12 protein-coding genes and 1 pseudogene are annotated in these 13,006 nt (G+C 29.0%); 8 read left to right on the top strand and 5 right to left on the bottom strand.

What is annotated here, in order from left to right:
• The first annotated feature begins 301 nt into the window (after nt 1-301).
• The 8 genes from SY27_RS11870 to SY27_RS11835 all read left to right on the top strand — a co-directional run bounded on the left by SY27_RS11870 (nt 302) and on the right by SY27_RS11835 (nt 8,611).
• On the top strand, nt 302-1,027 hold the full coding sequence (locus tag SY27_RS11870; protein WP_045970560.1) for a metallophosphoesterase family protein: 726 nt from the start codon (nt 302-304) through the stop codon (nt 1,025-1,027).
• A gap of 35 nt (nt 1,028-1,062) precedes the next feature.
• The gene (locus SY27_RS11865) at nt 1,063-1,554 is read left to right on the top strand and encodes a DUF6646 family protein (RefSeq protein WP_045970558.1); all 492 of its coding nucleotides are present in this window, start codon (nt 1,063-1,065) and stop codon (nt 1,552-1,554) included.
• Nucleotides 1,555-1,556: 2 nt separating this feature from the next.
• Nucleotides 1,557-2,129: an alkylphosphonate utilization protein gene (locus tag SY27_RS11860; RefSeq protein ID WP_045970556.1), complete on the top strand. Its 573-nt coding sequence runs from the start codon at nt 1,557-1,559 to the stop codon at nt 2,127-2,129.
• A 307-nt stretch (nt 2,130-2,436) separates the two neighbouring features.
• Entirely contained in the window at nt 2,437-4,461 is a 2,025-nt protein-coding gene (locus SY27_RS11855; RefSeq protein ID WP_045970554.1) for a hypothetical protein, read from the top strand.
• 50 nt (nt 4,462-4,511) lie between these two features.
• Nucleotides 4,512-4,940: a hypothetical protein gene (locus tag SY27_RS11850; RefSeq protein ID WP_045970552.1), complete on the top strand. Its 429-nt coding sequence runs from the start codon at nt 4,512-4,514 to the stop codon at nt 4,938-4,940.
• A 21-nt stretch (nt 4,941-4,961) separates the two neighbouring features.
• Entirely contained in the window at nt 4,962-7,106 is a 2,145-nt protein-coding gene (locus SY27_RS11845) for a hypothetical protein (protein WP_045970550.1), read from the top strand.
• 9 nt (nt 7,107-7,115) lie between these two features.
• Nucleotides 7,116-7,781, top strand: coding sequence for a hypothetical protein (locus SY27_RS11840; protein ID WP_045970548.1), 666 nt, complete (start codon nt 7,116-7,118; stop codon nt 7,779-7,781).
• Between the two features lie 11 nt (nt 7,782-7,792).
• On the top strand, nt 7,793-8,611 hold the full coding sequence (locus SY27_RS11835; RefSeq protein WP_045970546.1) for an N-acetylmuramidase family protein: 819 nt from the start codon (nt 7,793-7,795) through the stop codon (nt 8,609-8,611).
• Here the strand turns inward: SY27_RS11835 and SY27_RS19105 are convergent.
• The 5 genes and pseudogenes from SY27_RS19105 to SY27_RS11815 form a co-directional block, all read right to left on the bottom strand.
• Nucleotides 8,593-8,835: pseudogene (locus SY27_RS19105) on the bottom strand (IS1 family transposase); the annotation flags it as partial. The gene SY27_RS11835 and the pseudogene SY27_RS19105 overlap by 19 nt on opposite strands.
• Before the next feature lie 30 nt (nt 8,836-8,865).
• A complete protein-coding gene (locus SY27_RS19100) occupies nt 8,866-9,222 on the bottom strand; it encodes an IS1 transposase (protein WP_052705310.1) in 357 nt (118 codons plus the stop codon).
• 255 nt (nt 9,223-9,477) lie between these two features.
• Nucleotides 9,478-11,031, bottom strand: coding sequence for an aldehyde dehydrogenase family protein (locus SY27_RS11825; protein WP_045970544.1), 1,554 nt, complete (start codon nt 11,029-11,031; stop codon nt 9,478-9,480).
• Between the two features lie 98 nt (nt 11,032-11,129).
• The gene (locus SY27_RS11820) at nt 11,130-11,660 is read right to left on the bottom strand and encodes a 3-hydroxyanthranilate 3,4-dioxygenase (RefSeq protein ID WP_045970542.1); all 531 of its coding nucleotides are present in this window, start codon (nt 11,658-11,660) and stop codon (nt 11,130-11,132) included.
• 103 nt (nt 11,661-11,763) lie between these two features.
• Nucleotides 11,764-12,870: an endonuclease gene (locus SY27_RS11815; RefSeq protein ID WP_045970540.1), complete on the bottom strand. Its 1,107-nt coding sequence runs from the start codon at nt 12,868-12,870 to the stop codon at nt 11,764-11,766.
• Nucleotides 12,871-13,006 lie beyond the last annotated feature (136 nt).

Genomic DNA, 13,006 nt, shown 5'->3' with positions numbered 1-13,006 from the left:
CTATTTGCTGATCATACTCGTCTGTTGTACATGATGTCATTAAAATGGAAAATCCAAATAACATTCCGATAAATAAAATAGCTTTTTTCATAATACTAAAAATTTAAGTTTGTTTATATCATTTTTTTTATTACTTTCTACACTTATTTCAGTTTTTACAAAGTGAAGTAATTTGTAACACCTTATTTTTGCTATTTCAAAAATAAGGTGTTACAAGTTCTAAATTTTACAACAATTCTGCCGATTTTGTTAAAGTTTAAAAACGCATAAAATACTGAATATTAAATATTTAAATAAAAAAATGCAAAAATTCGTTATTGGGGACATCCATGGAGGTCTAAAAGCTTTAATCCAAGTACTAAAAAAAATAAAAATTTCAGAAAAGGATTTATTAATTTTTTTAGGTGATTATGTAGATGGTTGGAGCGAATCTCCAGAAGTAATTAATTACTTAATTACACTAAAAAATAAATATAATTGTATTTTTATAAAAGGAAATCATGATGATTTACTTTTAAACTATTTAAAAACAAAAAGCTTTAATAAAGAATGGCTTATTCATGGAGGATCATCAACAATTAAAGCTTATGAAAAAATCAATCAAGATATTATAAACAAACATATCTCATTTTTAGAATCTCTCAAAGAGTATTTCATTGACGAAGACAATAGATTGTATATTCATGCAGGTTTCACAAATCAAAAAGGAGTAGAGTATGAATATTTTAAACCTTCATTTTACTGGGATAGAACATTATGGGAAACAGCTATTTCATTAAATCCAAATATTTCTTTTGATGACATTTTATATCCTAATAGATTAAAGATATACAAAGAAATCTATATTGGACACACTCCTGTTACAAAAATCAACAAAACAACTCCACACCAAGCCTCATCTGTATGGAATGTAGATACAGGCGCTGCTTTTACTGGTTCACTCTCTATTTTAAATGTAGATACTAAAGAATTTTGGCAAAGTGATTCCCTACCATTGTTATATCCTAATGAAAAGGGAAGAAATTAAGTTATATTTTTATATTTGTATAAAATTTATTAATCATGAAAAAAATTTTATTTCTAACTATATTATTTTCTAGTATAGTAAATGCGCAAGTTTTTACAGGAAAAGGAGATCAAAAATTTCAAGTTGGTGCTAATTTTCAAAACAAAGGAACTGGAATAATTGCAACTTTCGATAAAGGAATTGGAAAAAACATGTCCTTTGGCTTCACTTCATCTTATCTATTAGGGATTGAAGAAGTATTAGGTGAAAAACCTAATTTCGATGATCGTTTTGATATAAGAGCAAGATTTAGCGCAAATATTGCTGACATATTCAATATTGAAGAAAAATTAGACTTCTATCCTGGTTTAAATATTGGAATAAAGAATTTTGGAGCCCATTTAGGTGCTCGTTATTTTTTCTCAGAAGGATTTGGAATTTATTCTGAAATACAATTTCCAATAGCACAATATGACAATGATCCTGTAGGATTTGAAAAATATAATAATCAATTTAACTTCTCAATTGGAGCAAGTTTCAACTTATAAATATGAGCGTAATAGAAAAAAAATTAAAAGACAGAAGCAATTCAAAATGTGAATTATGCAGTAATGAATATGATTTAAGCGTTTTTAACGTAGCTCCTAATACTGAAGAAAATTTAGACCAATCTATATTAGCCTGTAAAGTTTGCATTGACCAAATTGAAAATCCAGAAAATACTGACGTTAATCATTGGAGATGTTTAAATGACAGTATGTGGAATGAAAATCTTCCTGTTCAAATTATTTCTTGGAGAATGCATGCTAGATTAAAAAATCATGACATGTTAGATATGATGTATTTAGATGAAGAAGCACTAGAATGGGCAAAAGCTACAGGTGAAGGAGAGGAAGAAGAGGGAAAAATCATACACAAAGACTCTAACGGAAATATTCTTCAAGATGGAGATTCAGTCGTTTTAATTAAAGATTTAGATGTAAAAGGAGCAACATTTACTGCAAAACGTGGAGCTGCTGTCCATAATATCAAATTAGTTTGGGACAATGCAGAACAAATTGAAGGACGTGTAGAAAATCAACATATCGTTATTTTAACACAATATGTCAAGAAGACAAAATAATACATCATTCTTACTATAAAAAAAGGATTCGCAATGCGAATCCTTTTTTTATACCCTTACTTTAAAAAGGGTATTTCCCCATACTTTCACTCTTTTTTCACTTTCAATCATCCTGAAAAAAACTCAAAAAAATCAGGTAATATGCTCTTTTACAAGATTTTAATTAATCTCAATTTTACAAAGTTTTAAAAATCAAATCATAACAACTAAGAAAAAGATATTGATTTATTAATTCCAAAAAAATTAAGTAAAAGGCGAAATCCGAAAAGCCTTAATAGAGTAGGAAAAACCACAAAATTATATAATTATGGCAAAAGTAACACCTCTAGGTTATCCTCATTCAGGAGCAGGAAGAGTAGAAATCTTATTAGAAAACGAAGATGGCGCCAATTTTTCATTATTGTTTTCTCCAGATCCAAACAACATCTTATTAAGAGAGAGTGGACAAGCAATGCAGTTTTATTACTACCCAAAAGAACCAAGACTAGCTAAAGAGCCAGGGAAAGATGGAAAATTTAAATTCTCAATGCAAGTTTTTAAATCCGAAGGTGATTCATCAACTGTTATTGGAGCAGAAGGATTAGAAGAAGAAGCAGGAGCTTATACATCGTTAACCACAACGATAGATGTACCTGAAGCATTATTAAAAAAAGCAATTGACAAACTAAAAACACACTTACATAAAGAATATCAAAACAATAGAGAATCCAAGCTTTTAGGTCTTTTCTCTTATAAAAAAGGAGTAGATAGAGATTTTGATGAAACCAATGTAAGACCTATCCAATTAGTTGAAAACAATATTTCAATGCACGTTGTAGGAGAAAAATCACCAAATAACCCTTTTGGCGGTGCAAATCCTTGGACATTTAATATTCAAGGAGAAGGAGCTGGTACAACATTCGGTTTAGGAGAAAATGCCTTTTCAATTTTAATGGGAAGAAACAGTGCTTCAATAGTTAAAGATGCTTTACAAAACGGAACTAATAACCTAGTTGTAGAAAACCGAATTAAATATAAAGCTTATTTACCTACTACAATAATCAAAACTACAGTAAATGCGAAAAGAGTTCACACATACTTTTCAGCTAAAGCATCTGTAGGATGGAGCGGTGTAAATTTAGATTGGGAAAGTGAATATGAAAAAATCATAACAGATGGAGGAATTGTATCTGAAATTATAACAGATAACCAATTTACAAATGAAGAAAGAAAGCAATTTGAACATGAGCTAATAACAAAACAAAGAGAATTTGCTTTTCAATTACTCCAAAAAGAAATTTTTGACAAGCCAGAAAAAGAATTCACTCCTGCCAAAGATGCTGAAAGACCAAGTTCTTTTTGGAGAATTCTATTTGGTGGTGCAAGTGTAGGTGTAAGCTTAAAACATGGAAAACAAATTAGACAAGTTAACTTCACAGACGAAATTAAATTTTCTGCTATTGAAGTTATGGACTCTAAAATAAGTGGAAACTTAACACCGTTAACTTCGAAATCTGGAGCAGCCGCAAAAGAAGATTTAAAAAATTATATCACAGAAGTTCGTCTAGATGAAGATTTCCAAAAAGTTCAAGTAATTGCTTCTCTAAATGGAGGATTAATAAAACTAGACAAAGAAGGAGATATTCTAAATGATAGTCCAGTAAGTCAAGTATCTATTGAAGTAGGTTATCCAGATTCAAAAGGAAATACTGTATGGAAAAGTTCAGGAAGAATGATTGCTCCAGAAGGAAGTCCTTATGTAAAAACAACCTCAAAATCAGGTAAAGAAATCGATGCTATTTTTCCCGCTACATGGGTTGACAAATCAAAAGAGAAAAATGCTTTTGTATTTGATTTTGTAAAAAACAGTACTCCTAGCAAAATTAAAGTACGTCAAAATGTAATGTATGAAAAAGATAAAAGAATAAAACTAAAAGACACTGTTAATGAATATGAATTTGACGGAACTAAAGTATTCATTCCTCTTCCTATCCAAAACATGATTAATTATACTTTATCTACAGAACAATTACTTCAATGTGATACACTTGAAGTTACTTTAAAAGTAGATAAAATGTCAACTAAAAAATTCAAATTTACTTCTGAGAATTTTGAAGATTTAATTCCGTATCGTTCTTGGTATGAGATGGATTACACTATAAAACCTACAAAATACAAGATAAAATACACTTGTAAAGGAAAAATAGGTTCAAAATCTAAAAAAGTATCTGTTTCAACTAACTACATTGAATTAGACTATCAAGAAGGAGACGTTTTATTTGAAATCCCATCAGGAACTGATGCTCAAAATAAAGATATCGAAAAAATTAGAGCTGCATTTTTAGATGAATAATATAAACCTACAAAAGGGGAAAATTTCCCCTTTTGTTTAATACAAAAATTATGACAACAGATTATCCATTTAAAAAAATTCAAGTTAAAGTTTCATTAAAAGAAAACAATGATCCTTCTGCTCAAATTGTATCTATTGAAGTAGGTTATCCAGATTCAAATGGAAACTATTCTTGGAAAAGCTCTAGTAGATTATTAGATAATAAAAGTCTACTTTTTCTGAAAACAAAAAGCAAGAGTGGAAACGAAATAGATTCAATAGTTCCAAGTACTTGGTATGATATAAGTGATAAATCAAAATCTTTTGTTTTTGACTTTGTAAAAAATGAAATTCCTAGCAAAATTAAAATTAGAGAACAAATTATTTCAGTTAAAAACACAAACGAAATAAAAGAATATGACCTATTAGAAACAGATGAAACATTTTCTATTTCTAATTTAGAAATTACAATTTCTGAAAAAGTGATTGGTACAGATTAACAAATTAGCACAAAAACAATTATGCCAGATTTAAAAACACTAAAATTACAAGGAACTAAATTAGTTCCTGTAAATAGATTCAATCTTGAAGCATCAAAACCTAGTACATCATTCAAAGGAACTAAAGCTTCAAATTTCAAAGTTATAAGACACCCTATTATTAATTCTATACAAATAAAACCATTAATAATTAGACCGTTAATGACTAAAGAATATTTTCCTATTATCGAAAATAGTCAATCTATTAGAGAAAACTCAACCTTTAAAGATTTTACAGATTCCAAAATCAACTTATACTTTCCTGAAATAGAAGTTATTCCAAACAACAATACTCTTTTTTATTATGAAAACATACTAGATAGCAAAGGTCAAAATAGTGATTTAATAGGTCGAATAACTTTAAAATATATTGAAAAAAACAAACCATCAACTCCTACACAACAAAACATTGCATTAAATTTAAAGCAAGTCGTACTAAATCTAAAAGTTAGTGATCGAGTTATAACAATAAATGGAAATGTTGATACTGTTAAAAAAGAAATTACATTTCACTTAATAGGTGAGGCTGTAAAAATTGCCTTTTCTAATTTAGTAACTGATATTGATCGATTTAAATGTAATCTAGACTTATTTTTCGATTTCAAAGGATATTCTAAATTTAAAAGAAACTTCATTTTTGCTAAAGATTTCAAATTCAACAGACAGCTTCTTAACCTAAAACCCACAGAAAAGAGCAATATAAAAAGAAAAATGATTATTGAAGCTCCTCTTATTGTAAGAAAAGGTACTGCCAAAAACAATATTAAAAATGACATCAGAGCCATTCAAGTTGAAAAAAAACTTACTGCAAAGAATGAAAAAATAACACCTGATTTTGTAAAAAGTACTTTCCTTCTTAAAGTAAATAAAACTATCAATTATCCATTACCTAATGATCCTTCAAAAAGCCTTTATAAAACTATTGGCGGTGGATTTATTAATCATCCTTTTAACCTAAATGAAGATTTTTCTCAATATCAACAAATTTTTGTTCCAGGTGTAAATTTTGACAGTCTTTCCATTTATAAATCGACTACAACAGCGAATGAATTTTTATTAATACCTAAAAAATATCACATTAGTAGAGATACTGACACCATGAAACCATGTATTGAAACTATTTTTCACGCGTATGAAGAAGGAACAGGTTTAACAGAAGACATTTCTAAAATTAATTTTCAGTTTGCAATTGGTCCTAATTTATCTGAATTTGACTTAGCAAAACTCAAAATTGATCTCAAAAAAAATAACTTTCTTGATGGAAACAGCATTAATTATTTAACCGATGTTCGATTTATTTATCCTAATGAAATTAATTCTGAATATGAAATTAATGGAAATCATTTATTACAAAATGCAGAAATAACAGTAGATGGAAAACATTTTTTAATTTCTCTTAATACAGAAAATCTTAATGAAGCTAGTATTCTTATAAATGCAATTAACAACTCTATTTCTCAATATGCCAATATAAATTTTAAACATAAAGAGATTAAAGACACTGCTGTAATTGATATAAATTTAGAAAAAACAATAGGTGAGATAATTGAAATCATTTTTGACGAAGAATCAAAAAAAATAAACCTCACAAATGTTTCCATTTCACAATGTAAATTAAATTCTGTTTTAACAATTGATAGCAATAATAACATTCATTATAATAGTTCTCTTTTTTCCAACTATCCCTTGTTAGACGGAGGACAGTCAGTTGAATTACTTCATACTCAATTAAACTCTAATCTTACGTCAAAACCACTTAAAGATGTTTATTTTGATTTTGAGAGCATTGAAAATATTAGCGACGAATTTAGTCAAATAGTCTCTTCGTCTACAAATTACAATAGATACATACAAGTTCAAATTCAAAAACAAGAAACCGATATTAATAAAATACAAATAAAACTAACTGTTAACGACACAGGAAGTGTATTCATTATTGAAAAACTAAAAGATGACTTTAGAAAACCTATCCTTTTTAATTTTATTATTAAAAACAGTACTTCTTTAAACACAACTATCGGATATGAAGTAAATTATTTTGATATAGACAATAACATCATCTCATCAAAAAATTTTGGTTTTGATTTTTCAACCTCTTCCACAATCTATATACCAAATCACAATTAATTTAACATCATGCAAAAAAGTATAGAAACAAGATGGTTATTAAATTTTAATGAATTTAAAACTATAGAACATTGGTTTAAACAAAAAGAGACTTCTTTTAAGAATAAAGATCTATTTCCAAGACAAGATTACTATTTAAAATTAGTTAAAAGTACAAATCTTGGTATAAAAATAAGAGAACCCAAATTAGTTAACAACGAGCAAAAATCAAAACTAGAAGTTAAACTTTTAATCCAAGATAATGGAATCTATAAATTTAACAATAACAACCATGGTAATGTAAACACATGGCTAAAGTATAGCTTTGAAACAATCGGAAATGAAATTGAAACAGCTAGAATACTCAATCTTTTTACAAACCAAAACACACAAGAACCTTGGATTAAAATAGATAAAGATAGAATTCTAGTAAAATTTGACACAAAAGAAAAACAACTAGTTTCTGGCGATACAATTATAGATGAAGGAAGCGGAATAGAATTAACAAAATTTAAAATTAACAATACAATATACTATTCCTTAGGTATTGAAACCTTTTCATCATCAAACATTGAAACAAATAATTTCGATGAAACAGTAGATTTCTTTTTTAAAGAAGTTAAAATTTCAAATCTTAATACCTTAAAATCACTTTCATATCCTGAAATAATTAGCAACCATTTTCTGGGTTATTAAATCAAAAAAATATGAGAACTATAAAATACAACAATAAAGCACCTGAAGTCACTACACTGTGCGATTTACTTTCAAAATTAGGTTATAACTTAATTGTTTCAGATTCATTTACACTTCAAGTAGATGCAGCAGTTAAAGACTTTCAATATAAAAACAACTTAGTTGTAGACGGAATAGTTGGCATAAAAACATGGTCAAAACTATTCGAATTAAGCAATATTACAACACATAATGATAAATTATTATCTGAGCGAGATTTAATGGAATTTGCTAATGAATTTCAACTTGAATTAGCTTGTGTGAAAGCAGTAAATGAAGTAGAAAGTAGAGGAAAAGGATTTTTAGTAAGTGGCAAGCCTAAAATATTATTTGAAGGACATGTTTTTTGGAGAGAATTAAATAAAAGAGGTGTCAACCCTAATCAATATTCAAATGCAAATACAGCTAATGTCTTATATCAATCTTGGACAAAAAAACACTACTTAGGTGGAGATGGAGAACATGCCCGCTTACAAAAAGCAATACAAATAAACCCTAGTCAAGCATTTCAAGATGCTGCATATTGTGCCACTTCATGGGGTTGTTTTCAAATTATGGGATTCAATGCTGTCCCTATTGGCTATAATTCTATTGAAGAATTTGTCCAAAAAATGCACCTAAACGAAAAAGAGCATCTAACCGCTTTTGGCAAATTTCTAAAAACAAATAATCTTATTCCTTATTTACAAAATAAAGATTGGGCTGGTTTTGCATATCGATATAATGGTTCTGGGTATAAAGCAAATAAATATGATGAAAAATTAGCTAATGCTTATAAAAAATATTCTTGAGAAGAATACAACTTTTCAACCCAAAAATAGATTCTTAAAACACATTGCAACAAAATAAAACTTCCAGAAAAACAAATTGTTTTTCTTTGTAGTCTTTTTAAATGAGTTCGCATAGAAAGATTATTTCTTTCAATAACATTTATGCCAAAACGGTTTACTTTATGAAGTGCTTTAACTATTAATGATCTATAATGGAATAATCCATCAGTATAAATACTTTTTGGTGAAGCTAAAGCTAAAGAATTGGTTACATCTTAAATAGTTCTTTTAGTTCTTCTACCTAGACTAAAACTAACTACACGTTTTGTTTTTCTTTCTAAAGCATACACAATCCATATAGGTTTTTCTTTTCGTTTTAAATAGCAACGCATTTCATCTACTTCATAACTTTTATTTTTGTAGAAAATAGGGTTAGGAATCTTTTTTGCATTAGTTGTTAATTTATAAGCTTTGTAACAATAAAAATCAATCCATCTTTTATGGCAATTTTTACAATAAAACTGTTGCTTTTTGTTTTTTGTAAAGCCATTCTTTATTAAGTTTTTAATTTTACAGTTTGGGCAAATTAAGCTATCACTAATTCTGATACACAAAGTCGACTTTTTTATCATTTTCTTCGTTTTTAAGGCTTTATATAATTAGGAAAAGGAACGCAATATTACGTTCCTTTTCTATGCTTTTCTTCAATTAAACTTTGATTTTCAATGGATTAGCAACTATAAAAACAGGTATCACTAACTTTGAAACATTACCAATAATCTTAGCAACATTAAAATCAAAAAAAAACCTGCAAATAAATTATTTACAGGGTTTTGTATAAATAAAGTAACCATTCACTAATTACTTGTCACTTTTTACTATAAAAACTACAAATCAAATTTTATTCCTTGCGCTAAAGGTAATTGATCAGAATAGTTTATCGTATTCGTTTGTCTTCTCATATACACTTTCCAAGCATCAGAACCCGATTCTCTTCCTCCACCAGTTTCTTTTTCTCCACCAAAAGCACCACCTATCTCCGCACCAGAAGTACCAATATTTACATTGGCAATACCACAATCAGAACCTGCAAAAGACAAGAATTTTTCAGCTTCTTTCATACTATTAGTCATAATAGCCGAAGACAACCCTTGAGCTACACCATTTTGTAAATCAATTGCGTTTTCAACTTCTCCGCTATACTTCATTAAATATAAAATAGGCGCAAAAGTTTCATGTTGTACAATTTCAAAATGATTTTCAGCTTCAATAATCGCTGGTTTCACATAACAACCACTTTCATATCCTTCACCCACTAAAACACCTCCTTCTACTAATACTTTTCCACCTTCCGCTTTCGCTTTTTCAATAGCAGCTAAATAAGTATTAACAGCATCTTTATCAATAAGTGGCCCTACGTGTTTCGTTTCATCTAATGGATTACCAATTTTAATTTGACCATAAGCCCCCACAATAGCATCTCTAACAGTATCGTAAACCGATTCATGAATAATTAAACGTCTGGTAGAAGTACAACGTTGTCCACAAGTTCCTACAGCTCCAAAAACAGCTCCTGGAACAACCACTTTTAAATCAGCAGTTGGAGTAATTATAATGGCATTATTTCCTCCTAACTCTAATAAAGACTTACCAAAACGTTCTGCTACTTTTGCACCAACAATTCTTCCCATACGAGTAGATCCTGTTGCAGACACTAAAGGAATTCTAGTATCTGATGTCATCATCTCCCCTACTTTATAATCACCATTAATAATACAAGAAATACCCTCTGGTAAATTATTTTCTTTTAAAACCTCAGCTATAATATTTTGACAAGCAATAGAACATAAAGGTGCTTTTTCCGATGCTTTCCATACGCAAACATCTCCACAAATCCATGCAAGAGCTGTGTTCCAAGACCAAACAGCTACTGGAAAATTAAAAGCAGAAATAATACCTACAACTCCTATTGAATGCCATTGTTCTCGCATTACATGTCCTGGACGCTCTGAAGGAATTGTCTGTCCATTCAATTGACGCGATAGTCCAACTGCAAAATCACAAATGTCAATCATTTCCTGAACTTCTCCATAACCCTCTTGCAAAGATTTCCCCATTTCATACGAAACTAATTTCCCTAGAGGCTCTTTTAGTTCCCTTAATTTATTTCCAAACTGACGTACAATTTCTCCCCTTTGCGGAGCTGGTATAGCTCTAAAAGTTTTAAAAGCCTCAGTTGCTTTTTGCATCACGCGTTCATAATCTTCTTTTGTAGTAGTTGTAACAGATCCTACTAACGTTCCATCAACAGGTGAAAAACTATCTATTTTATCACCATTTGAAAACCACTCACTTCCTGTTGAAGTCCCTTGATTAATCTCTTTTACTCCTAATATTTCCAATGCTTCTTGCATTCCGAATTGTTGCGATATTGTTGACATTGTAACTTTTTTACTTGTTTTTGTTATATTTCTACAAATGTATGAAATTGATTTTAATTTTTTTATTTTGACAAATAGGAAAAAACCTGACTATATTTTTATATAAATTTAGGGTTCGTTTCCATAATACTTCCACAATTACTACACGTTCTTTTTTCAATAGAAGTGTAAAACGCTTTAAAATGGCTTAAAAAATCCTTTTCAATATCATTAAGTTTAAAATAAACCTCATATAATTTATGATTACAAGTATCGCAATACCACAACAATCCATCTTTAACAGGTAAGTCTTTCCTTTTTCTTTCAAAAACCAACCCAATAGAACCCTCTTCCCTATTAGGAGAATGCGGAATTTTAGCAGGATGTAAATACATATCACCCGCACCTAGCTTCATTGATTTTTTCTTTCCATCTTCTTGAACATGAATTGTTATATTGCCTTCTAATTGATAGAACAACTCTTCTGTTTCATTATAATGATAATCTTTTCGAGCATTTGGCCCTGCTACAATCATTACAATAAAATCTCCTGAATCAATATATAAATTTTTATTTGCAACTGGCGGTTTTAACAAATGTCTATTCTCCTCTATCCATTTAGTTAAATTGAAAGGTTTTTGTATACTCATTTTAAAAAAATTAAATGTAAAGTTAATAAAAAAAGAAAAGGTTAGTTTGCAATATAAAAATTACCTACTAACCTTTTCTTTTAAAAAAAATTAAAAACCGATTTTAATTCACTTGTTTTATAAGATACAAATAAACAGGAAGGTGATCACTAAATCCTGGAACCCCATTCGAATTTCGTTTAGGATACCCTTTCCATCTTCCTTCGTTTTGAATTAAATAAGGCTTCTTAAAAACTTGAGCTTTCCAATAAGTCCAAGTAGTATAATCTTTTCTAACTAATGGTTCTGAAACAATCATTTGGTCAAATATATTCCAAGAATCTCTATAGCCCAATGTTCCTATTCCTTGCTTGTGCATCTTCTCCATTGGGTTATACATATCAAAGGCTTTCAAGTCTTCTTTTCTCCCAATAGCCTTTATTCCTTTTTTCACACTCTTATTAGTAGGATCATCATTTAAATCCCCCATCGTAATAATCTTTGCATTAGGATTTATTTTATAAAGAGAATCTATTATTTTTCTATTTAATGCTCCTGCAGCTTCCCTATTAGGACTGCTTTTTTTCTCTCCTCCTGAACGAGATGGCCAGTGATTAACAATAAAGTTAATCTCTTCCCCTTCTAAATAACCTGTAACTAACAATTGATCTCGTGTATAAATTCTTTTAGTTTTAGAATCTACTTCTACATTGTCATCTGTATCTTCAGTTATTTCTTCTTTCTCTTTTTTGTTGTTTTTTTCTCCATTCTCATATATATAAAGAGGAACGTTTATATAACTAGTAGGTGTGAAATATTTTTCCTGATACAATAAAGCTACATCAATACCCCTTTTGTCTGGAGAATCAAAATGTACAATTTTATATCCCTTGTCAACTATCTTTGGCATTTTTACCAAATCTTCTAGCACACGTCTATTCTCAATCTCACATGCTCCAATTACAACTGGAGAATTTGTAGGATTTTCATCAGTTCCTAACTCAATAATTACTCTTGATAAATTTTCTAATTTCTTTTTATAATTTCCATGAGTCCAACCATTAGAAGGAGTATACTCTTCATCATAAGTTATAGGATCATTTATTGTGTCAAACAGATTCTCAAAATTATAGAATGCAACCGTATGAATTTTAAATTTCTTTTCTTGCGAAAAAGATTGGTTAATTGTGAAAATCACAAAAAAAGCAGCTAAAAATTGTTTAATTTTCATATAATGAATGTTATGTTACCATCAATTTTAATACAAATCGGGTGCCAAAGGTAAATAATATTATTAAAAGTTATACATTTGTAGGCTGTTAAGTTTAAATTACTTGGCCTTTAAATTATTATTAATTTTTATCCAT

The organism is Flavobacterium sp. 316, assembly GCF_000967805.1.
Taxonomy (GTDB): domain Bacteria; phylum Bacteroidota; class Bacteroidia; order Flavobacteriales; family Flavobacteriaceae; genus Flavobacterium; species Flavobacterium sediminilitoris.
The sequence above is the reverse complement of the archived record's forward strand: the minus strand, read 5'-3'. Positions and strand labels throughout refer to the sequence as shown.

Coding starts and splice junctions, on each gene's coding strand:
- SY27_RS11870 (WP_045970560.1), top strand. CDS start 302: ATGCAAAAATTCGTTATTGGGGACATCCATGGAGGTCTAAAAGCTTTA.
- SY27_RS11865 (WP_045970558.1), top strand. CDS start 1,063: ATGAAAAAAATTTTATTTCTAACTATATTATTTTCTAGTATAGTAAAT.
- SY27_RS11860 (WP_045970556.1), top strand. CDS start 1,557: ATGAGCGTAATAGAAAAAAAATTAAAAGACAGAAGCAATTCAAAATGT.
- SY27_RS11855 (WP_045970554.1), top strand. CDS start 2,437: ATGGCAAAAGTAACACCTCTAGGTTATCCTCATTCAGGAGCAGGAAGA.
- SY27_RS11850 (WP_045970552.1), top strand. CDS start 4,512: ATGACAACAGATTATCCATTTAAAAAAATTCAAGTTAAAGTTTCATTA.
- SY27_RS11845 (WP_045970550.1), top strand. CDS start 4,962: ATGCCAGATTTAAAAACACTAAAATTACAAGGAACTAAATTAGTTCCT.
- SY27_RS11840 (WP_045970548.1), top strand. CDS start 7,116: ATGCAAAAAAGTATAGAAACAAGATGGTTATTAAATTTTAATGAATTT.
- SY27_RS11835 (WP_045970546.1), top strand. CDS start 7,793: ATGAGAACTATAAAATACAACAATAAAGCACCTGAAGTCACTACACTG.
- SY27_RS19100 (WP_052705310.1), bottom strand. CDS start 9,222: ATGATAAAAAAGTCGACTTTGTGTATCAGAATTAGTGATAGCTTAATT.
- SY27_RS11825 (WP_045970544.1), bottom strand. CDS start 11,031: ATGTCAACAATATCGCAACAATTCGGAATGCAAGAAGCATTGGAAATA.
- SY27_RS11820 (WP_045970542.1), bottom strand. CDS start 11,660: ATGAGTATACAAAAACCTTTCAATTTAACTAAATGGATAGAGGAGAAT.
- SY27_RS11815 (WP_045970540.1), bottom strand. CDS start 12,870: ATGAAAATTAAACAATTTTTAGCTGCTTTTTTTGTGATTTTCACAATT.